Origin of the sequence: Providencia sp. PROV129 (assembly GCF_028482245.1) — a bacterium.
Lineage (GTDB): Bacteria > Pseudomonadota > Gammaproteobacteria > Enterobacterales > Enterobacteriaceae > Providencia > Providencia vermicola.
The window spans coordinates 61601-83372 of record NZ_JAMPQD010000014.1; the positions used below are offsets into that span (position 1 = coordinate 61601).

At 41.2% G+C, this 21772-nt stretch carries 17 protein-coding genes; 7 read left to right on the forward strand and 10 right to left on the reverse strand.

What is annotated here, in order from left to right:
• Positions 1 to 261: 261 nt before the first annotated feature.
• Together guaA and guaB are read right to left on the reverse strand one after the other, a co-directional pair.
• Complete coding sequence (guaA, locus tag PSF27_RS10160) at positions 262 to 1839, reverse strand: glutamine-hydrolyzing GMP synthase (protein ID WP_272539410.1); 1578 nt, start codon at positions 1837 to 1839, stop codon at positions 262 to 264.
• A gap of 84 nt (positions 1840 to 1923) precedes the next feature.
• Entirely contained in the window at positions 1924 to 3390 is a 1467-nt protein-coding gene (guaB, locus tag PSF27_RS10165; RefSeq protein ID WP_206086581.1) for an IMP dehydrogenase, read from the reverse strand.
• Between the two features lie 171 nt (positions 3391 to 3561).
• Between guaB and xseA the strand changes: the two genes are divergently transcribed.
• Positions 3562 to 4938 (forward strand): exodeoxyribonuclease VII large subunit, encoded by a 1377-nt coding sequence (gene xseA, locus PSF27_RS10170; protein ID WP_272681397.1) that lies wholly within the window; start codon positions 3562 to 3564, stop codon positions 4936 to 4938.
• A 54-nt stretch (positions 4939 to 4992) separates the two neighbouring features.
• On the opposite strand, the gene PSF27_RS10175 is transcribed toward xseA, so the two are convergent.
• The 5 genes from PSF27_RS10175 to maeB form a co-directional block, all read right to left on the reverse strand.
• Entirely contained in the window at positions 4993 to 7254 is a 2262-nt protein-coding gene (locus tag PSF27_RS10175; RefSeq protein WP_272681398.1) for a TonB-dependent receptor, read from the reverse strand.
• Between the two features lie 154 nt (positions 7255 to 7408).
• Positions 7409 to 9583 (reverse strand): S9 family peptidase, encoded by a 2175-nt coding sequence (locus tag PSF27_RS10180; RefSeq protein WP_206086578.1) that lies wholly within the window; start codon positions 9581 to 9583, stop codon positions 7409 to 7411.
• Positions 9584 to 9595: 12 nt separating this feature from the next.
• The gene (locus tag PSF27_RS10185) at positions 9596 to 10390 is read right to left on the reverse strand and encodes an energy transducer TonB (protein WP_272681399.1); all 795 of its coding nucleotides are present in this window, start codon (positions 10388 to 10390) and stop codon (positions 9596 to 9598) included.
• Positions 10391 to 10520: 130 nt separating this feature from the next.
• On the reverse strand, positions 10521 to 11393 hold the full coding sequence (locus tag PSF27_RS10190) for a ChaN family lipoprotein (protein WP_272539414.1): 873 nt from the start codon (positions 11391 to 11393) through the stop codon (positions 10521 to 10523).
• A gap of 131 nt (positions 11394 to 11524) precedes the next feature.
• Positions 11525 to 13804: an NADP-dependent oxaloacetate-decarboxylating malate dehydrogenase gene (maeB, locus tag PSF27_RS10195; protein WP_272681400.1), complete on the reverse strand. Its 2280-nt coding sequence runs from the start codon at positions 13802 to 13804 to the stop codon at positions 11525 to 11527.
• Between the two features lie 594 nt (positions 13805 to 14398).
• Here maeB and PSF27_RS10200 point away from each other — a divergent pair.
• The 4 genes from PSF27_RS10200 to PSF27_RS10215 all read left to right on the forward strand — a co-directional run bounded on the left by PSF27_RS10200 (position 14399) and on the right by PSF27_RS10215 (position 17376).
• Positions 14399 to 15019 (forward strand): LuxR C-terminal-related transcriptional regulator, encoded by a 621-nt coding sequence (locus PSF27_RS10200; RefSeq protein WP_225818758.1) that lies wholly within the window; start codon positions 14399 to 14401, stop codon positions 15017 to 15019.
• 179 nt (positions 15020 to 15198) lie between these two features.
• Positions 15199 to 15570, forward strand: a complete 372-nt coding sequence (locus tag PSF27_RS10205; RefSeq protein ID WP_241016903.1) for an ArsC family reductase — start codon at positions 15199 to 15201, stop codon at positions 15568 to 15570.
• A 13-nt stretch (positions 15571 to 15583) separates the two neighbouring features.
• Complete coding sequence (gene dapE / locus PSF27_RS10210) at positions 15584 to 16711, forward strand: succinyl-diaminopimelate desuccinylase (RefSeq protein ID WP_272681401.1); 1128 nt, start codon at positions 15584 to 15586, stop codon at positions 16709 to 16711.
• A complete protein-coding gene (locus PSF27_RS10215) occupies positions 16708 to 17376 on the forward strand; it encodes a M15 family metallopeptidase (RefSeq protein WP_272681402.1) in 669 nt (222 codons plus the stop codon). The genes dapE and PSF27_RS10215 overlap by 4 nt, the downstream gene beginning before the upstream one ends.
• A 51-nt stretch (positions 17377 to 17427) precedes the next feature.
• On the opposite strand, the gene PSF27_RS10220 is transcribed toward PSF27_RS10215, so the two are convergent.
• Positions 17428 to 17820 (reverse strand): DUF454 family protein, encoded by a 393-nt coding sequence (locus PSF27_RS10220; protein WP_272681403.1) that lies wholly within the window; start codon positions 17818 to 17820, stop codon positions 17428 to 17430.
• Between the two features lie 237 nt (positions 17821 to 18057).
• Between PSF27_RS10220 and PSF27_RS10225 the strand changes: the two genes are divergently transcribed.
• A complete protein-coding gene (locus tag PSF27_RS10225) occupies positions 18058 to 18246 on the forward strand; it encodes a YpfN family protein (RefSeq protein WP_047757402.1) in 189 nt (62 codons plus the stop codon).
• Here PSF27_RS10225 and PSF27_RS10230 read toward each other — a convergent pair.
• Both PSF27_RS10230 and PSF27_RS10235 read right to left on the reverse strand, forming a co-directional pair.
• Positions 18230 to 20263, reverse strand: a complete 2034-nt coding sequence (locus PSF27_RS10230) for a tRNA(Met) cytidine acetyltransferase TmcA (RefSeq protein ID WP_272681404.1) — start codon at positions 20261 to 20263, stop codon at positions 18230 to 18232. The two genes, PSF27_RS10225 and PSF27_RS10230, sit on opposite strands and share 17 nt — an antisense overlap.
• A gap of 7 nt (positions 20264 to 20270) precedes the next feature.
• Positions 20271 to 20723: a DUF441 domain-containing protein gene (locus tag PSF27_RS10235; RefSeq protein ID WP_206086569.1), complete on the reverse strand. Its 453-nt coding sequence runs from the start codon at positions 20721 to 20723 to the stop codon at positions 20271 to 20273.
• A gap of 622 nt (positions 20724 to 21345) precedes the next feature.
• On the opposite strand from PSF27_RS10235, the gene PSF27_RS10240 reads away from it, so the two are divergent.
• Positions 21346 to 21771 carry a PPC domain-containing DNA-binding protein gene (locus PSF27_RS10240; RefSeq protein WP_206086568.1) on the forward strand — a complete coding sequence of 142 codons (426 nt, stop codon included), beginning with the start codon at positions 21346 to 21348 and terminating at the stop codon, positions 21769 to 21771.
• The last annotated feature ends 1 nt before the right edge of the window (position 21772 follow it).

Sequence of the window (21772 nt, forward strand, 5' to 3'; positions counted from 1 at the left end):
GGAAACTATGATTTAATTCCTTTAAAAACAAAGAATTACTTATTTTTAATACCATGAGGAGATCAAAAACTATCGCATGGTATCAGTCGGTGTTCATGGCATCTGCTTGCGATAATACCAACTTTAATACCCCATTCAACTTGTGCTTGACGCTGCTAATCAGTGCCAGATACGGCAAGCCACAAAAACAAAAAAGCCCAATTTTACATGGGCTTAGATAGTTATTTTGCTAGTCAGTGCCAGCTGATTCTTATTGCGGGATTATTCCCACTCAATCGTCGCAGGTGGCTTGCCGCTGATATCATAAACCACGCGGGAAATACCATTAACCTCATTGATGATGCGGTTAGAAACGCGGCCTAAGAAATCATATGGTAAGTGTGCCCAATGAGCAGTCATAAAGTCGATGGTTTCAACTGCACGCAGTGAAACAACCCAGTCATATTTACGGCCATCGCCCATAACGCCAACAGAGCGAACAGGTAAGAACACAGTGAATGCTTGGCTAACTTTATGATATAATTCAGCTTTATGCAGCTCTTCGATAAAGATAGCATCTGCACGGCGCAGTAAGTCACAGTACTCTTTCTTCACTTCACCTAATACACGAACCCCTAAACCTGGGCCTGGGAATGGGTGACGATATAACATGTCATAAGGTAGGCCTAACTCTAAGCCAATTTTACGCACTTCGTCTTTGAACAGCTCTTTTAACGGCTCCACTAAGCCAAGTTTCATGTCATCTGGCAATCCACCCACATTGTGGTGAGATTTAATGACGTGTGCTTTACCAGTTGCAGATGCTGCTGACTCAATAACGTCTGGGTAGATAGTCCCTTGTGCTAACCACTTGATATTTGGCAGTTTAGATGACTCTTCATCGAAAACTTCAATAAACACATGACCAATTTTCTTACGTTTCGCTTCAGGATCGCTGATCCCCGCTAAGGCGTTTAAGAAACGATCTTCCGCTTTAGCATGGATAATGTTCAGGTCAAATTTACCTGCAAACATTTCCATCACTTGGTCTGCTTCGTTTAAACGTAATAAGCCGTTATCAACAAACACGCACGTTAAGCGTTTACCAATAGCGCGGTTTAACAGTAAAGCGGTAACTGAAGAATCAACACCACCTGACAATGCCAGCAATACGTGGTCATCACCGATTTGCTCTTTCAAGCGCGCAACAGTGTCTTCGATAATTGCAGCAGGTGTCCATAATGCTTCACATTGACAAATATCTTTGACGAAACGGGATAAAATATTTAAACCTTGATGAGTGTGAGTTACTTCTGGGTGGAACTGTACACCGTAGAATTTTTTCTCTTCGTTTGCCATGATGGCATACGGGCAGCTTGGTGTGCTTGCGATGGTTTTAAAATCCGCAGGGATAGCCGTTACTTTGTCGCCATGGCTCATCCACACGTCTAAAACAGGTTTGCCCGCTTCATTGAGAGAGTCTTTGATATCGCGGAATAATTCACATTGTTCAGTGATTTCAACGTTTGCGTAACCAAACTCACGTTCACCTGAAACTTCAACAGCACCACCCAGTTGCATTGACATGGTTTGCATGCCATAGCAAATTCCTAATACAGGTACGCCTGCGTTAAAGACGTAGTCGGGTGCTCGTGGGCTATCATTCTCAGTCGTACTTTCTGGGCCACCAGAAAGAATAATACCATTTGGATTAAATTCTCGAATTTGCTCTTCTGTAACGTCCCACGCCCAGAGTTCACAATAAACGCCAATTTCACGGATACGGCGGGCAATCAGCTGTGTATATTGCGAACCGAAGTCAAGGATAAGGATGCGATGCTTATGGATATTTGTTGTCATTTGAGGAGAATTCCAAAAATTCAAGTCAAAAATAAAAATTGGTGATGTGCAATACATCAACACACCACCCTGTAAAGTTATCGGTTATTGTCCCAAACGATAGTTTGGTGATTCTTTGGTGATAGTCACATCATGTACGTGGCTCTCTTGAATACCCGCGCCACTGATGCGGACAAATTCCGCTTTTGTTCTCAGTGCGTCAATGGTACCACAACCCGTCAGCCCCATACAGGAACGTAAACCACCCATTTGCTGGTGAATGATTTCTTTCAGGCGACCTTTATAGGCAACACGGCCTTCGATGCCTTCTGGTACTAATTTGTCTGCTGCGTTATCAGATTGGAAATAACGGTCTGAAGAGCCTTTAGACATTGCCCCTAATGAGCCCATACCACGGTATGCTTTGTAAGTACGGCCTTGGAACAGGATAGTTTCACCCGGAGATTCTTCAGTCCCTGCGAACATCGAACCCACCATCACACACGCGGCACCCGCTGCAATCGCTTTGGAGATATCACCAGAGAAACGAATACCACCATCAGCAATAACTGGAATACCCGTGCCTTCAAGAGCTTCTGCAGCTTCAGCGATTGCAGTAATTTGTGGTACACCAACACCCGTTACGATACGCGTAGTACAAATAGAGCCAGGGCCAATACCGACTTTCACTGCGCTCACGCCTGCATCTGCTAACGCTTTTGCGCCTTCAGCTGTTGCAACGTTACCACCAATGATTTGTAAGTCAGGGTATTTTTGGCGAGTTTCACGAATGCGTTGTAATACACCTTCAGAGTGGCCGTGTGAAGAGTCTATCAGTAAGACGTCTACACCAGCTGCAACCAGCGCATCAATGCGCTCTTCATTGCCACCGCCAGCACCAACCGCAGCACCAACACGTAAACGACCTTGCTCGTCTTTACATGCGTTTGGTTTACGTTCTGCTTTCTGGAAGTCTTTAACGGTGATCATCCCTAACAGATGGAAGTTATCGTCGATGACTAAGGCTTTTTCTACGCGTTTTTCATGCATTTTTTGTAATACGATTTCGCGTGCTTCACCTTCTTTGACGGTAACTAAACGCTCTTTTGGCGTCATAACCGCGGTAACCGGTTGGTCTAAATCTGTCACGAAACGCACATCACGGCCTGTAATGATACCGACTAATGAATTGTCTTTCGCCACCACTGGGTAACCTGCGAAACCATTACGTTCAGCCATTTCTTGCACTTCGCGGATAGTGGTATCAGGGGTAACGGTGACAGGGTCAGTGACAACACCACTTTCATGTTTTTTCACGCGGCGAACTTCTTCCGCTTGACGCTCGATAGACATGTTCTTGTGGATAAAGCCAATCCCACCTTCTTGAGCCAAGGCGATTGCAAGGTCAGATTCAGTGACGGTGTCCATTGCTGCAGAAAGCATTGGAATGTTCAGGCGGATGTTTGCAGTCAGTTGAGTAGAGAGATCAGCTGTATTTGGTAATACTGTTGAGTGTGCAGGAACGAGTAATACGTCGTCGAAAGTTAGTGCTTCTTTTTTAATGCGTAACATAGGCAATATCCCACCAGGCAGCGTTATGGAAAGGTATAAAATATTGCCGCGGCATTATACACACCGTAATCGGTTGCTTCCAGCCTTTTTTTGAAAAATTACTTGATAACTCCGATAGCTAGGTTAGTATTTAGCGATTAAGTCCTTGTTTTAAAATTTGATCTGGCTCACATGTCGACTTCACAAAATAGTGCAATTTTTTCTGTTAGTAAGCTTAACCTTGCCGTGCGCGAACTTCTTGATCAGCAAATGGGGCGGATATGGCTAACTGCAGAAATTTCAAATTTTTCCCAGCCTAGTTCAGGTCATTGGTATCTGACGCTGAAAGATGACCGTGCACAAGTTCGTGCGGCGATGTTCCGTGGGCAAAATGCACGGGTAACCTTCCGTCCTCAAAATGGGCAACAGGTTTTAGTGCGCGCCACTGTCACGCTATATGAACCCCGCGGCGACTACCAGTTAATTATTGAGAGCATGCAACCTGCTGGCGAAGGGTTATTGCAACAACGTTTCGAGTTGCTAAAACAAACGCTAAGCGCGCAAGGTTTATTTGATACACGGCATAAAAAACCGTTACCCAGCCCAGCAAAATCTGTGGGGATTATCACCTCTGCAACGGGTGCGGCTTTGCACGATATTTTAAATATTCTTCGCCGTCGTGACCCTTCACTGCCGATTGTTATCTACCCCACGGCGGTTCAAGGGGATCTCGCCCCTGCTCAAATCGCACGTATGATTGAATTAGCAAATTTACGCCGTGAATGTGATGTATTAATTGTTGGCCGCGGTGGCGGTTCATTAGAAGACTTATGGGCGTTTAATGAGGAAATCGTCGCAAGAGCGATATTTTCGAGCCAATTACCCATCATCAGTGCTGTAGGCCATGAAACTGACGTCACCATTGCAGATTATGTGGCGGATGTGAGAGCACCGACACCATCCGCTGCTGCGGAACTGGTCAGTCGTAACCAACAAGAAATGCTCCGCCAGATAAAATCAGCACAACAACACCTTGAAATGGCGATGGACTATTACATCGCAGGGCAACAGCAACGCTTTGCTAAGCTTCATCACCGTTTACAACAGCAACACCCGCAATTACGTTTAGCAAGACAACATAATCAGTTGAATTTATTACAGCAAAAACTTGCACAGTCAATGACTCGTCAATTGCAAACTGCCTCAGTTAAATTTGATAGAGCCAATCGTCGTCTGCAACAAAACGATTTACGACCACAATTGCAAAAACAACAGCGCCACATACAACAAGTGCAATACCATTTACAAAATATGATGACGCAATTAGTGAACAGTTACAGGCAACGTTTTGCAGTAGCGTGCTCAAAAATGGAAGCTGTTAGCCCATTAGCAACACTGGCTCGTGGCTTTAGCATTAGCGAAGCACCTGATGGCGCAGTTTTGAAAAAAACCACCCAAGTTAAACTGGGACAACAGCTACGTACGCGCTTAAATGATGGCTGGGTAGAAAGTGAAATTACCCATATTGAAAAAGTAAAAGCAAGGCGCGCCACAAGAAAAACAAATTAACTGTTTTATGGGTTTCATCTTTTCAATTTAATGAAACCCATATTTTAACCCTAATTAGAAACGAATTTGCCCACCCAACATATAGGTACGCCCTCTTGCCGTCGCATTGTGTTTACCACGTTCCTCCATAATTGCTGTCGAATTTGAACGGTTTAGTGCATCAGAATAATTTTTATTTGTTACGTTATTTATTGTCATCATCAATTTGACGTTCTTGTTGATTTCATAATCGGTGTATAAATCAATCACGGTTGGCTGCTTTTCATATTTATCTTTTAAAGCATTCCCTTCATTATCTACAATAGATTCAACACCAATACGTTTGGATGGCCCAGTCCATGTAACCGTCGTTCCCAATGTTAACTTTTCATCCAATAAACGGACACCTGTATCTAAGGTTAGATAATAATCAGGTAGTTCCGTAAAATCTCCTGCACTAAAATCTGCGGTTTTCGCAATGGACGTAGGCTGGTCTCCAGTCTCTTTTGTATAAGAAAGCATTGAATAGAATACACCTGCATCATAGTTTGCTTGCAGTTCATAACCACGCAAATTAACGTCTTTTATTTCATTCGAATAGATATAGCTTTTTTGAGTAATATTCGGAAATTCGTTGTCCCAAACATCATCGTTCATCAAACACCATTCTAATTCAACCGCATTTGTTGGCTTACACAATAAATATGGCTTGCTCGTAATGTAATTTTTAATTTTTGTATTAAACCACAACGCTTTCAGATTAAATTGGTCGCCTTCAACAAATAAATCAGGTTTTAAACTGTTAAACCCAACCTGCCATGTATTTGCTCTTTCACCTTTTAAAAATGGGTTCATACTTTGTCCGCCATTTTGCGAATAAAAAACTTCCTGTGAATTTGGTGCCCTCATTGAATGTGCATAACTCACAAAAGGCTGAAATTCAGGTATGATTTCAGCAGAAAGTAATACTCCAGGGTTAAAACCACTCTCTTTTAAGTTAATATTAGCTTCTTCCTGAGGGAAACATTTCTCAGTTTCATCGCAAGCGGGTTTATAACCTTTTAAACGGTAATGCATATAATTCAAATCAAATACCGCCGTATAAATATCGTATTTCGCTTCTAGTTGCGTATAACCGCTGGATAAATCCAGTGTGCCTTCTGGGGAAAAAGGGTTATATTTTAATGTGTCATCATCAATAACTGAGCTTACTGTCTTTTGGTATTTCGTTTTCGATAATTTAGAACCGATTTTCCATTGAAAATCGACATCTCCATAAGAAAATCGGCTCGTATTTGAGATATTAAGGCCATCTGCAATATTTTTAGACCCGCCCTCTCTCAAAGCCCACCCAAGGGAATCCCCTTCAAACTTTTGGTTGCTATTACTGTGGTTTGCCAACACCTCAATATCCACTAGTTCATTTAATGGCGTATATTTATATTTAAGGTAATAATCTTCACTATCAATTTTACGGCGAGTTAATTTATTTTGTAAAAAACGGCCGCTAAACTCTAATTCATGTGTATCATTGGGTTTATATTTTAATTTGGTTAATTGTGATTGAGGCTTTTGTTTGAACGTTGAATCCGTTGCAAAATCATCACTGTCATATCCCGCACCATTTTTATAACTTCCGGGAATATTGTGACCGCTGATGGCAATTAAACCACCAAAATATCCTTCCCCATCATTTAATAATGTTTTTCCTGCAACGGAAACCATACCATTATAGCCAAGCCCGTTATCTCCCCAACTTCCTTTGCTACGTAGTCCATATAAATTATCTTTAAAAATTACATCATCAATACCAAGAGTACGAAAGTTTGCGCTACCAGCTAAAGCATTCACACTATTACTGCCATTTAATTGCCCTTTTTCTACCTCAACTTCAACAATAAAATTAGGGTCAATTAACGCGCCGAAATCATTATTGGGCTGTTGCCCATGCGTGTATTGGCTAGGCGAAATACCGTAGTAACTTTGTGTGACACCATCCACCATCATATTAACGCGACCAAAACCACTCAGGCCACGAATGTTCACGTTGATAGTACCTTGGCTGCCATCCATTTGGGTGTACGTCCCTGGCATAGTACGGATAATTTTATCCATACCTTGTAACTTATTTTCAGTTCCAACAGCACTGTAAGCACCTGGTTTTTCCAGTGCTTTAACCAAAGGCGTTTGTTTTTGCGCACCTGAGACTTTTAATTGGCTAAATTTAACAACCTTTTCTTTACCTTGATTTTCTTGCTGTGTATTTTCAGCGAAAGCAATCCCCTGAGCACCAGTAAAAACCATACTCGCACTCAATATTATTATTTTATTTTTCATTTAAACCATTCCTGTAAACGCAATATTTCTATTCACGCCCACAGTGCATTCCAATATAAAAAAGATAAATTCAATACCCATAATTGAATTATCAAAAAATGTTTTCCCCCAAATATATTCACACATTTAGGGGGTTATTATTAGATTGAATAAATTATTTTAAATAAGGAAAGTATTTAGCTTTATCTTCTAGCATTAAAAGAAAACTGTAATCCAGAGCAATATCATCAAGTGCATTAAAACGCCCAGATTTCCCGCCGTGCCCTGCGTTCATGTTAGTTTCCAATAATAATAAAGAATTACCTTGTTTCATATCGCGTAATTTTGCCACCCATTTAGCGGGTTCCCAATATTGAACTTGAGAATCATGCAGGCCTGTGGTGACCAACATATGTGGATAACGCTGTGCTTTAATATTGTCATAAGGACTATAGGATTTTATGCGCCAATAAGCCTCTTCATTTTCAGGGTTTCCCCATTCATCATATTCCCCAGTGGTCAATGGAATAGAAGGGTCAAGCATTGTCGTCACAACATCCACAAATGGAACCGCAGAAACCACGCCTTCATATAACTCAGGCGCCATATTCACAATCGCCCCCATTAATAAACCACCTGCACTCCCCCCCATCGCATAAATATGCCCTTTTTTTCCATAACCTTGGTCAATAAGCGCATTGGTCGCATCGATAAAGTCAGTGAAGGTATTCATTTTATGAATAGTCTTTCCTTGCAAATACCATTTTTTACCCAGTTCACCACCACCACGAATATGTGCGATAGCATAGACAAAACCGCGATCTAACAGAGACAATCTTGATGAACTAAATGAAGGGTCCAAACCATAACCATACGCCCCATAGCCATAGATAAGTAATGGGTTTTTGCCTTGTTTAAAGAGGTCTTTACGATAAACCAGTGAAACGGGGACTTTTACGCCATCGTTAGCCGTTATCCATAAACGTTCACTTTGGTAATTTGCCTTATCAAAATTTTTGATATCCTCTTGTTTTAGTAACTGTTTTTCTTGCGTTTGCATATTGATTTCATACACAGAAGACGGCGTAGTCATCGATGAATAGCCATAACGCAATTTGTTAGTATTAGGTTCTGGATTATTTGATATCCATGCCATGTACGCAGGGTCGTCAAACGTCACATAATTTTCTTGCTGAGTTTGCCAATCAATTTGGCGAATATTCACCAAACCATTCGCCCGCTCTTCAAGCACTAACCAGTTATTAAAGAGTTCAAATCCTTCTAAATCAACATCATCGCGAGGAGCAATCAACGTCGACCACGCCGAAAAATCATCATGTTTTTCTGCATTGTTATTAGTGTACAAACCAAATAATGGGTTTTGATGGTTTGAACGAATATAGAATTTCCCATTGAAATGATCAGGGTAGTATTCCACACCCGTTTGGCGAGGTTTAAAGGTTTCAATCGCTTTATCAGGTTGGTTAGCATCAATAATCCGATATTCGGATGTCTCAGTACTGGTAATGCCAATAAAAATGATCTCTTTCGAAGTCGATTTGCTTAAACTCACGTAAAATGTATCATCGTTTTCTTCATAAAGCAGTTTGTCTTGCGCTTGTTTTGTGCCTAACTTATGGCTAACCACTTGATATGGTAATAACGTTTGCTTGTCTTTATTCACATAGAATAAAGTTTGGTTATCATTCGCCCAAACAATATTGCCTGATGTATTCATCAACACATCATTTTGCCACTGGCTTTCATTAATTTTACGAAATGAAACCGCGAATTCATTACGCCCTTGTCTATCCTCTGCAATTGCCATTATCGTGTTATCGGGTGAAATTGTTAACGCCCCCATACGATAATATTCTGTACCTTCCGCACGTTGGTTACCATCGACTAAAACAGTCCATTCACCTTGGCTATTTACAGGGCGTCTTTCATAAATTGCATAATTTTTTCCAGCAACAACACGAGTGCGATAAGTATAGCCATTAAAATCGTACGGAACTGACTCGTCATCTTGTTTCATCCGTGAGAATAACTCGTCATAAATCGCTTTTTTTAATGACTCTCCTGATTTAAGCTCTTGCTGTGTATAGGCATTTTCTTGGGTGAGATAGTCAATGACCTCTGGCGCTTTACGCTCGTCATCCCTTAACCAATAATAGTTATCGACACGGGTATCTCCGTGGATTGTCATCGTATGTGGCTGCTTTTTGGCCATCGGTGCTGTCATTCGTTCCTCCGCAAACACTGCGCTTGTCTGTAATCCCAATAATGCAATAAGACAAAATTTAACGGCTCCTGATAAGCCTGACAATCTATTTAAGTGCGTTCGCATTTTTTACCCTGATTATTTATTTTCAATCGTAAAATCAATCGGCAATTCCACCGTCACTTTGCCTTGAGTTAACATATCGGCAGGGGGTACTGGCAAGGGCTCAGCTCGAGTGAGTACCCGTTGCGCTTCTCTATCTAATGAGTTTGTACCTGAGCTTCTGACTAATGCACTATTCACGATATATCCCTGTGCATCTACCTCAAATTTAATCACGGGCCTTCCAACGCGATTACGCCGTCTAGCATCTTCAGGATAGCGTTTAAATTTATTCAGTTGCCCAAGAACTAGCGCTTCCCATTGGCGTTGCTCATCATCTGATTGAGCATGACTGTTAAATGCAGCCGCAACGCGATCTGTTTGTTGCTTTGCCGCCGCATCGCTTGTCACTGGGGCAGCACTGGCTTTTGAGTTATCACTTTCCAACTCGCTAATTCGCTTATTTTTCACGTCCTTGCGTTCTTTTTTAGGTACTGGTTCAGTTTTCTTTTTTTCCACCTTTGTCACCAACACTTCAGCCTCTTCGTTAATTGGCACTGAAGGAGTGACAACATCATCCATAACCGATTCTTGTGCTTGGCTTGCTATCGCGAGCTCTTGAGTTTCACCGATATTAGTTTCAGTTAACTGTTTAGCTTGTGATTCAATGGAAATTTCCATAACCACTGAAGGTGGCGGTAATAAATATTGCCAATCATTTTCCGTAATTTTAAAAAAAAGGAGAATAACCGCAACATGCAGAATAACAGCCAAAACAAAAGCGCCACTGGTTTTCGTCGTTCTACCGTATTCTAAAGTGATCGTCGACATTTTAATCTTTCATGTAACAACAAAGAACGCAAATGATAATCAATAACAAATGCAAATGAAAACCATTTATTACAAATAGTGCTAATTCATTCACATTATTAATATTTATTTAGCTTAATTAGCCTGACTATTAATCACTTGTTGGGGTATACCAGACGTAATCAGCATGTAAATTATCAATCTCACTGCCTTTTTCAGAGATAATTAATACCTTAAATTCAGTTTCTGGTGATAAATCTTGTAAGTGAAGAGGCACGCCAATCGCACGAGTTGCATGATATCCACCCGCAAACAGTAATGCAGGTTGTGGTGCGTTAATTAAAGCGTTAGCCATTGCGCGGTCACGCATTTGTTGGATAACCGTCATTTTGGTGACTTGTTCAGCTGTCAATTCACCACCATGTGAAGATTCAATCGTTTTACTAATAATCTCTTGTACAACGGGTTGAGTTGAATGTGCTCCCGTCAATTTAGGCGGATTTGCATAAGCCTTTGTAATCACATCTTTATCTAAGTTTGCGGCTAACACAGGATAAGGTTGCACTAATACATGTTTAATCAGCTCGCCGTACTGCTCCCATGGCCAACCCGTATTCCATTTGATCGCTGTTTGTAGCCGCTCATCACGAATATAAGCATTTCCCTGCAATTCCGTTTTTGCTCTATTGAATTCTTTTTGTTGCGATGGTGTCATCATCTCTAGTAAAACCGCACCTTGCGGCCTGACCTGCTGCATTTCTTGGACTAACCACTGCTCTATTTGATGGTGATAACGGTTGTCATGCTTTTCGCCCACAATCACATGGGAAGATTGAGCGAGTTGTTGCACCAGTTGTTCTGGGGTGATTGATTTCCCCGAAGATAAATCAATCAATTGATTTTTTTCTACGAGTTTATGATCGAGTTGAAGTGTTTTTTGCGGGGATTTCTGAACACACCCCACCAGTAACACTAGGCCTGCCAGTAATGTGATTGTTTTTCCAATAAAGCGTTTTGATATCATTATTTTATTTTCCAGTATGCAGATGAAGCACACAAAATACAGATAATGATAATCATTTTCAATTAAAAAAGGGCCTCATATAAATACGAAAGCCCTTTTATGCTTAATTTAAATACAAACCGACTGCCATATTAGAGTGGGTTAGTTTGTGCCTCAACAACCGCCAGCGCCACCATGTTCACGATACGACGAACAGAGGCAATTGGCGTTAAAATATGCACAGGTTTCGCTACACCCATTAATACTGGACCGACAGTCACACCATCAGAACTGGTCACACGCAGTAAGTTATAACTAATACGTGCAGCTTCCATCGTAGGCATAATTAATAAGTTAGCAGACCCTTTTAATGGGCTATCTGGCATCACATCTTTACGAATGGACTCAACCAACGCTGCATCTGCATGCATTTCACCATCAATTTCAAGGTGCGGATCACGAGCTTTGATCATAGCTAAGGTATCGCGCATTTTTTGTGCAGAAGGACAATCGGAAGAACCAAAACTTGAGCGTGATAATAAAGCCACTTTTGGCTCAATACCAAAGCGACGTACCGTATCTGCAGCCATCAAGGTAATTTCGGTCAACTCTTCAGGGGTTGGGTCTTCATTGACGTAAGTATCGGCAATAAAAGTGTTACCGGTTGGCAGCAATAAGGCGTTCATTGCACCTGCCGTATGGACGCCTTCGCGGAAACCAAATAGATCTTTTACCACTTCATAGTGTTCGCCATAACTGCCTACTGTACCGCAAATCATACCGTCAGCTTCACCACGTAACACCATGATACCGCCAATTAACGTAGGGTTATTGATTACGGCACGGCGAGCCATTTCTTGCGACACCCCACGACGCTTCATGATTTGGTAATATTCTTGCCAGTATTCTTTATAGCGCGGGTCATTTTCATTGTTGACCACTTCAAAATCTTTGCCTAATTCAATATGTAGGCCCAGTTTCTGAATACGCATTTCAATAACACTTGGGCGACCCACTAAAATTGGGAATGCCAAACCTAATGAAACCAGCTCCTGCGTTGCATGCAATACGCGCTCTTCTTCCCCTTCCGCTAAAACAATGCGTTTTTTCGCTGTTTTCGCTTGAGAGAAAATCGGTTTCATAAATAAATTTGTTTTATAAACAAATTGGTTTAATTTTTCGATATAGGCATCGAAATCTGCAATTGGGCGAGTGGCCACACCTGAATCCATCGCAGCTTTCGCCACCGCGGGGGCAATCTTAACAATCAGACGTGGGTCAAATGGTTTAGGAATGATGTATTCTGGGCCGAAAAATAAGTCTTGGTTGCCATATGCTGAAGCAACTTCTTCACTTTGTTCTGCAAGTGCCAAATCGGCGATAGCATAAACACAAGCCAGTTTCATTTCTTCGTTAATAGTCGTTGCCCCAACGTCCAGCGCACCGCGGAAAATGAATGGGAAACATAATACGTTATTAACTTGATTTGGGTAATCAGAGCGGCCTGTACAGATAATGGCATCTGGGCGAACTTCTTTCGCCAGTGGTGGTAAAATTTCAGGTTCTGGGTTCGCCAGCGCTAAAATGAGAGGGTCTTTCGCCATCGTTTTCACCATTTCTGGTGTCAATAAGCGTGGGCCTGAGCAGCCTAAGAAAATATCCGCATTTGGAATAGCGTCAGCTAAAGTACGTTGACCATTATCTTCAATCGCATAAGCGGCCTTCGTAACATCCATGCGTTCATCACGGCCTTTATAAATCACACCTTTTGAATCACAAACTGTGATATTTTCACGTTTAAGGCCTAATGCAACCAACAAATTCATACATGCGATTGATGCAGCACCTGCACCCGAGACCACTAAGCGAACATCGCCAATCTCTTTTTTCACAATACGCAGGCCGTTAATTACCGCTGCTGTACAAATAATCGCCGTACCATGCTGGTCATCGTGGAACACAGGAATTTTCATGCGCTCACGTAATTTTTGCTCAATATAAAAGCACTCTGGCGCTTTGATATCTTCTAAGTTGATCCCACCAAAGGTCGGTTCAAGTGAGGCAATAATATCAACCAATTTATCAGGATCAGTTTCACCGACTTCAATATCAAAGACATCAACGCCAGAAAACTTTTTGAATAGAACCCCTTTCCCTTCCATAACGGGCTTACCCGCTAAGGCGCCAATATTCCCTAAGCCAAGAACAGCTGTTCCGTTTGATACCACTCCCACCAAATTACCTTTCGCTGTATAACGATAGGCTTTAAGTGGATCATCAGCAATTTCAAGGCATGGCACAGCAACGCCAGGAGAATACGCTAAGGCAAGGTCACGCTGGGTCGTTAAAGGTTTTGTAGGGGTAACCGTGATTTTCCCTGGATGTGGAAACTCATGAAAATCAAGAGCACTTTGTTTTAATTTATCATCCATCGTCAAGTCCTTTCAAAATAGGTAAGAGCGATAACAGTATAAACACATCTCGCTAGCAAATCATGATCATGCTGGCAATTTCCAGAAAAATCTTTTGATAAGCAGGAATTTGCAACAGCAGACTGGATAAAACATCTGCATTTAAACGTATCATTTAGCTTTTTTCTCAGACGACATGGTGAGGTGAACCTCTAGCCTATTTAATTAAATAAAAAACATACTATGAATATAATCATTATAAATTGATAATGTATATGTCACTTAACTTTTTACTTAATTAATACATTAATTATATATTAATTAATTCCGCCCTTATTATTCATTAAGTATCATTTAAATTATTCAAATTACCGATATTAATTTTCGAAAATTAATGTATTATCAAAAATCAGTAAAAGTTATCTTAATTTCATATTTAAATTTCGCTTTACATATTTTATCTCAGCAATGTCAAATAATATTACACATATTAAACTCATAGCCATTAGCATATTAAATAATAAAAATGGTTATATTAACGTCAAAATAGTGATTATTTCTATCACACCTATCCAAATAGTTCGTAACGTTTCAGACATAACAAAGGAACCCTCTATGTCTAATTACACAGTAATGATTGTTGATGAGCACCCTATTATACGCTTTGGATTGCGTCAGCTCATCAATACCGATGAACACTTCGTTGTAATGGCAGAAAGCTGTAATTGTACCGAAGCATTAAGTATTGCAACACATCTACAGCCCGATCTTATCGTGATAGATACCAATATGCATGGCAATAAAACCTTTGAAACCATTCGGATGCTCCGCAAACAATGCTTAAATAGCTATCTATTAGTTTTATCCGCATCTACAATTAAAACCGATATATACGGTGCTATTGATGCAGGAGCCCAAGGTTATCTATTAAAAAGTAGTGAACTTGATATGCTATATTACAGCATGAAAAAGGCCTCTGCAGGGCAACATGTATTCAGTGAAAAAATTTATCAACATTTAATGACTCGCCATCAATCTAATGACCCACTATCCACATTAACACGAAGGGAATGTGAAATTCTGCATGAGCTTGCCGCGGGGTTAAAAAACAGAGAAATTTCTAAGTTACTTTTTATTTCTGAAGAAACCGTTAAAGTACACATTCGAAATATTCTAAAAAAACTGCGCGTGCGTTCTCGACTCGAAGCCAGCTTAATTTACATGCGTTCAAAATAACCAATATGAATTATTCAACCACTCATTTATATAATAAGTATTGGTTATAATTATTATATAAGACATTCATTATAACCAACGTAATAAATACCTACTTTTATTTATATTGTTGGGGGTAGACCCATAATGCATTTTCCCGCATTATGTAAGATAAATCATTTGCTTTAGAGGAAAACTGTATGTCTAAAACCCCTTCTTCTCCTTATATCATGTACGGAATTAAAAACTGTGACACCATCAAAAAAGCACGTCGCTACTTAGAAGACAACGGGGTCGACTATCAATTCCATGACTATCGGGTTGATGGCCTAGACGATGCCTTACTTTCTGTATTGATGGAACACATTGATTGGGAGGTTTTAGTCAATAAACGAGGCACAACATGGCGTAAACTCAGTGATGAGCAAAAAAATGCAGTGGTTGACGCAACAAGTGCAAAACAAGCATTACTTGCTGAGCCAGCAATGATTAAACGCCCTGTTTTAGTTTCAGCAGATAATCGCTATCTGGTCGGTTTTAGTGCCGATGAGTACCAAACTTTTACTCAGTAGTTAGGTGGTATAAATGGATTGTCCTGTTATTCAATTAGCAAAAGAGCTTATTTCACGCCCCTCGATTAGCCCTGATGACCAAGGCTGCCAAGCATTACTCACCGAAAGGCTACAAAAAATTGGTTTTACCGTTGAACCAATGCCCTTTGGTCATACACTCAATTTTTGGGCTCACCGCGGTACTGGAACAACACTCGCGTTTGCAGGTCACACTGATGTTGTTCCCGCGGGAAATAGCGAAAACTGGCAAACGCCACCATTCACTCCAACAATTATTAACCAACATCTATATGGTCGTGGCGCAGCAGATATGAAAGGTTCTGTTGCCGCTATGATTGTAGCTGCTGAGCGTTTTGTCGAAAAACACCCGACTCACCAAGGTCGTTTAGCCTTTCTGATTACCTCTGATGAAGAAGCTGACGCCCATGATGGCACAGTTAAAGTTGTTGAGGCGCTGATCCAGCGTAACGAAACCGTTGATTACTGCTTGGTGGGTGAGCCCTCTAGCCAATCAACGCTAGGCGACATCATCAAAAATGGGCGCCGTGGTTCTATTACCGCTGATTTAACTATTCTTGGCACACAGGGTCACGTTGCTTATCCACACCTCGCCGATAACCCTGTCCATCGTGCAGCAGCCTTTTTACAAGCGCTAACGACAACAACATGGGATAACGGTAATGCATTTTTCCCTGCAACTACCATGCAAATTGCCAATATTCATGCGGGTACAGGGGCGAGTAATGTCATTCCTGGTGAATTATTTATTCAATTTAACTTCCGTTTTAGTACAGAGCTAACAGACACTGTAATTCGTGACAGGGTCACAGAAATGCTTTCGCACTATGGACTAGAATATAAAATTGAATGGTCGTTATCTGGTCAGCCATTTTTAACGGATAGTGGCAAGTTAGTTTCGGCAACCTTACAAGCAATTAAAGAATTAACAGGCCGTACTACGGAATTATCCACCAGCGGTGGTACCTCTGATGGTCGATTTATCGCACAAATGGGGACACAAGTCATAGAACTGGGGCCTTTAAATGCCACAATCCATAAGGTTGATGAATGCGTTAGTGTCGATGATCTACAGCAGTTGGCTTTGATTTATGAACGGATAATGGAGTTGCTCATTCTATGATCACCATTGAAATGCTCACTGGCCGCTCAACGGATCACTTGGTCACTCTGGGGGGGCCTCACCGTTTGCAATTTAATGCAACCAAAGCCTTTCTTGCAATGCAGCAAGCCGCAGCAAAAGCAGGCTTTAAATTACAATCAGCCAGTGCGTTTCGTGATTTTTCACGGCAACAATTGATATGGAATGAGAAGTTTTCAGGTAAACGCCCTGTGCTGGATGCCAACAGCCAGCCCCTGGATATTACCCAACTTTCTGAAGGTCAACTTTGTGAGGCCATTTTGCACTGGTCTGCACTACCTGGTGCAAGTCGTCACCATTGGGGAACTGAGATTGATGTTTATGACCCCTTACGCATTCCAGCTGGGCAAACGTTGCAATTAGAGCCTTGGGAGTACGACGCAGGTGGTTACCTTGCACCGCTAAATGATTGGTTGTCAGACAACATGGCCACCTTTGATTTTTACCGTCCTTTCACTGCAAGGGATTCAGGTGTTGCCTATGAACCTTGGCATATTAGCTATTGGCCGCTTTCATACGAAGCGGAACAATTGTTAACACCCGAGGTCATCAAAAATGTTTTGGAAAAAGAAGATATTCTTGGAAAAAACTGGTTAATCAATAACCTAGGCTATATTTTTAACCACTATATTAAAATTCCAGAGTAACGTTTAACCCTTCTTTTTAATTCAATGCAACCCCATAAGCTAGATATTGACTTATGGGGTTGTTTTATCACGCGTTTGTATGGCCTCGTCAACGACAGGTAACCGATACATAAAATAAAGCAACCAACAAAGTAATCCAAACAAGCCTATTTTCAACCACAAATAGCTCACAACCCAAATCGATAATGAAAAAGTGAGTAAAATCAAAATAATCGCTTTAGGCTTAGCACCTTTAGGCAGTCCTCTATACTTCTGCCAATGACGTAAATAACCACCAAACCAAGAGCGATACAATAACCACTGATGAAAACGCGGCGAGGAGCGTGAAAAGCACCATGCAGCGAATAATAAAAATGGCGTTGTTGGTAAAATAGGCAATACTACGCCTGCAAATGCAAGCGCCACCGCCAGCCAACCCAAAAAAATAAGAAGGATTTTTTTCAAATTTGCCTGCGCTCCCTTGCAAACTCATGTAAACGTCAAAACCCTGATAAATATGTGGTAACTCACAGTAATATCAATGATATACTGTAATCGCAAATGGGTTTAGTGAAAAGTCGCTTTTCCCTGTTTAAACCCATCAGTGAAATCGTTGAGTTATATCGTGTCACTCTCATTAGTGATATAAACACAATATAACTGGCTCGACGAAAAAGCAAAAATGATAAATGGTGATAAAAAATGCAATGGCTAGCAGACTACTGGTGGATAATTCCGCTTCTCTTGGTTGGACTTATTTGGAACTCCGTCAAAGAAATGATGAAGCTTGACCCTAAAAAGTTTCTTGATGATAAACCAGAGGTTCCTCCCCACAAAGATAATAACCACCTGTGGGATGATGAAGATGATTGGCCTAAGGACAAAAAGTAATCACCTTTTGAACAATCTCAGATAACAGCGCTGGCTGGTATTGCCTGACAAAAACACCAACCTGCTTTCGCACACAATCCAACCACTGTTTTTTGCCTGTTAGCTTGAATTCTTCGCATATTTGAGACAGTGGCTTATCCTGTTCGAAATAATGTCTTAAAAGAGGGGCTGGATCAGAATATTGAGCTAAAAAGCGCAAAATAGCACTTTGACTGGCTGCAACTGGCCGCTTAAACTCACTAAAACCAATAAGTTCAACCCAATCTTCTTGATTAAGCTGTTGTTCATCCGTTGAACAAAGGGGGAAATCCGCTAAATCTCTTCGCCAGTAAAGATCCCGTTGAAGCAAGATTTTACCGTATTCGCATAATTGCTTAGCGCTTGAGGAAAGCGGTAAAATCGCCATCGCTGTATAACACCCGCTACTTGCTTCTTTCTGTGACCCAATACGAAGTAAACTAAACCCTGCTTTTTGCCAAAATGCATATAAATCAGGCGTTAGGCCAAAACTAACAGAAAGAAAATCAATATCTTGTATGATACAATCCTGCTTTTGTTGTTCAACTAATGTCAGACCAATTTGCTGGCGACGATAATGTGCATCGACAGCAATGCGCATCACCCTTCGCGACTTCCACTGTGCTGCCTGCGGAAAATAACTATGCGCCGCTAACGATTGAGCGACTAGATTCCCTCGAGGACGACGTAAACCCGCCCAAACTTGCCAACTTAATTCTTCATCTAATAACCCCTCATCCACCATCCATAGCGCAGCTAAATAGTGTTCATCCATTTGTTGGCTAGAGGCGGCCATGAAATGCTGTTTGTTTGCATCTAATAAACGACGTAAATCTAATGGTGATGTTCGATAATGAGCACTCATTAACAAACCATAAAATGCGGTTAATTTACGCTCATTTCTTGCCAATTCATCCTGGCTAATTGATTGATATTCAATAATCGAATGCGAAGTCAAAGTTGAATTTGAAGTTGAATTTGGCTCTTGCAATAGCAGTGCTTGATTTAGCCATTTTTCTAACGGGTCATGCCGTGCAAAACGAATCGGCTCATCGAGATTTAAAGGCGTAAAATTGGGTAAGCTTGCACAAAACTTCAACACAAAACCGCGCCCTGTACCTTCATAGCCATCAACCGTGGTCGTTAATAGCACACGAGGAAAATAATCAACTAATTGGCATAATATATAGTTCGGGATAGCAGCGGCCTCATCGATAACCAACCAATCTGCTGTTATTTTATGACCCGCTTGACAATAAGCGAGTAAAGCATCTGGCGCCCAAAAATGCAGTGGTTTAACAGCATGTTGTGCTAGCACTTCAGTGGAGACTTTAGCGGGTGCACAGCACCAACATTCCCCTAGCCATTGTTGTATTAGCTGACCTGCAACCGTTGATTTCCCTCGGCCTCTTGGCGCAATAATCCCCCAAACCCCTGTTGACGCTGATAATAGTTGATTTAAGGCCTGCTGCTGCTGCGCTGTTAATTGCCCAGTTGGTGGTAACCAAACAGGGCTATTGCTCAGTAATTTTACGCGTACTGTATTGCCTTGCTGGTAAAAGATGACATCATCGGAGGCGCACATAGCACGTTGCAAATGGCGCACAAAATTGGGTGTTGAGATCATGCCATGCTGTTCATTCCAGCGCAGACTATCAATGTCTAGGTGATTAGGCCATGCCTCTTGCGCTACCGTGCAAAAAACCAGCAAACTGCCCGCCTTTAGTGAGCCTGCTTGCATCGCAAGTGCTTCACTATGAATACCCTTGCGTGCATCAAAAATACCATGCAAGAATTCACGTCCTAACAATAAGTGAGCATTCTCTGGTAACACACTGTTAGATAAATCAGAGGAAAGTGTCAGCCAATCCCCTGTTAAGGTGGTTTGTAGTTCAACTAACCGCTGAGTAATCCATTCATCGTCGCCAGATAAAACCAATAAGCGGCGAAAACCAAACATACGCAGCTGCTCAACGCAGGCAGACAGCAAATCATTCATGAGGTGATTAAGATTTCCCAATTAATAATGATAATATCCCTGCGGCAATCAAAGGCCCAACAGGCACACCTCTAAATAAAGCAACACCAATCACGGTGCCAACAAGCAACCCAGCGACAGTCGAGGGTTGGTTTGACATTAACGCGACCCCGCGGCTCCCTAACCAAGAAACCGCGACACCAATGACGATTGCCAGAATGGATTTCCAATTTAAAAATGAGCCCAAGACTTCACTCGCGCTGATTTTACCACTCGCAATCGGAGCCATTACCCCAATAGTTAAAATCAAGATCCCGATGGTTAATCCATACTTTTCAATCCAAGGAAAATAATTATTTAGTGGTGTTATTCGTACAACCAATAAAAATAACATGGCAAGTGTTACTGTCATATTATGGCTAATTATTCCTAACCCAGCTAAGACCAAAAGAATGATTAATGTGGGGTCAACGTGACTCATAGATTTTTCCCTGTAGAACTGGCAATTTTTTGTGAGTAGCAAAATAACTTATTTTAAAACATGTTATTGGGTCATTAGTTAAGAAGCAAATAATTACATCAACTCTTTTTATTATTAGCCATATTCACTATTAAATCTGTGTTTTTATTCACCTAAACATGAAGTTTCAAATACGCATGAGTAACAATGGGGATTTTGATACAAATAAGCATCAAAAACCCAAGAGCGGGATATGATTAAAACTCGCGTCATGCTCCTCTTAATGAATCTCCACCTCCCAGTATAATCCATGGCAAACAAGCAAAATGAAAAAACAAACCATGACTGCACTGGAATTTAACCTCTCGATTGAAAACTTAAGTTAAATTCTTGGAATATTCATCACTCTTTATTTTTTTATCTGCCTTTTTTTTTGATTTTCCTCACTATAAACACCAACTCGTAGAGGGTTTTCCTGAAGTTTGCATCACATGTCTTATCCCCCCAGAAACGCATCAATTATTGCGTATAATGCCCCAGAGCAATCAATACACAAAAACTTATAACCTAGCATTATTTATCATTTTAATGTTTTACATGCTTGTGCGACATTCAGCACAATTTCAACTCTAGGATTGAAAACATGACCCAAGCATTACCCCTTTATTCAAATGCACGTTTTATTGCGATCCGCTTACTTCCAGGTGACGACGTTTTATTAACCTTAAGAAAACAGATTGCCCTACATGGGTTCCAAGCCGCCTTTATTGCAGGCTGTGTAGGGAGCCTTACGAATGTTGCATTACGCTTTGCTGGCCAAGAAGATGCCGACCATATCCGTGGAAAATTTGAAATTGTTTCATTAATTGGCACCTTAGAAGCCAATGGTGAACATCTGCATTTATCCGTTTCTGATGAAAAAGGCCACATGCGAGGCGGTCATATGATGCCTGGTTGTAGTGTTAGAACAACATTGGAATTAGTCATTGGTGAACTTGAAAATATTGCCTTTACACGGGAACCCTGCTCCCTTTCTGGTTATGAAGAACTTGTTGTTATTTCACGCTAAT

Excerpts from the sequence above, each read along its gene's own strand:
- guaA (WP_272539410.1), bottom strand. The coding sequence starts at position 1,839 with ATGACAACAAATATCCATAAGCATCGCATCCTTATCCTTGACTTCGGT.
- guaB (WP_206086581.1), bottom strand. The coding sequence starts at position 3,390 with ATGTTACGCATTAAAAAAGAAGCACTAACTTTCGACGACGTATTACTC.
- xseA (WP_272681397.1), top strand. The coding sequence starts at position 3,562 with ATGTCGACTTCACAAAATAGTGCAATTTTTTCTGTTAGTAAGCTTAAC.
- PSF27_RS10175 (WP_272681398.1), bottom strand. The coding sequence starts at position 7,254 with ATGAAAAATAAAATAATAATATTGAGTGCGAGTATGGTTTTTACTGGT.
- PSF27_RS10180 (WP_206086578.1), bottom strand. The coding sequence starts at position 9,583 with ATGCGAACGCACTTAAATAGATTGTCAGGCTTATCAGGAGCCGTTAAA.
- PSF27_RS10185 (WP_272681399.1), bottom strand. The coding sequence starts at position 10,390 with ATGTCGACGATCACTTTAGAATACGGTAGAACGACGAAAACCAGTGGC.
- PSF27_RS10190 (WP_272539414.1), bottom strand. The coding sequence starts at position 11,393 with ATGATATCAAAACGCTTTATTGGAAAAACAATCACATTACTGGCAGGC.
- maeB (WP_272681400.1), bottom strand. The coding sequence starts at position 13,804 with ATGGATGATAAATTAAAACAAAGTGCTCTTGATTTTCATGAGTTTCCA.
- PSF27_RS10200 (WP_225818758.1), top strand. The coding sequence starts at position 14,399 with ATGTCTAATTACACAGTAATGATTGTTGATGAGCACCCTATTATACGC.
- PSF27_RS10205 (WP_241016903.1), top strand. The coding sequence starts at position 15,199 with ATGTCTAAAACCCCTTCTTCTCCTTATATCATGTACGGAATTAAAAAC.
- dapE (WP_272681401.1), top strand. The coding sequence starts at position 15,584 with ATGGATTGTCCTGTTATTCAATTAGCAAAAGAGCTTATTTCACGCCCC.
- PSF27_RS10215 (WP_272681402.1), top strand. The coding sequence starts at position 16,708 with ATGATCACCATTGAAATGCTCACTGGCCGCTCAACGGATCACTTGGTC.
- PSF27_RS10225 (WP_047757402.1), top strand. The coding sequence starts at position 18,058 with ATGCAATGGCTAGCAGACTACTGGTGGATAATTCCGCTTCTCTTGGTT.
- PSF27_RS10230 (WP_272681404.1), bottom strand. The coding sequence starts at position 20,263 with ATGAATGATTTGCTGTCTGCCTGCGTTGAGCAGCTGCGTATGTTTGGT.
- PSF27_RS10235 (WP_206086569.1), bottom strand. The coding sequence starts at position 20,723 with ATGAGTCACGTTGACCCCACATTAATCATTCTTTTGGTCTTAGCTGGG.
- PSF27_RS10240 (WP_206086568.1), top strand. The coding sequence starts at position 21,346 with ATGACCCAAGCATTACCCCTTTATTCAAATGCACGTTTTATTGCGATC.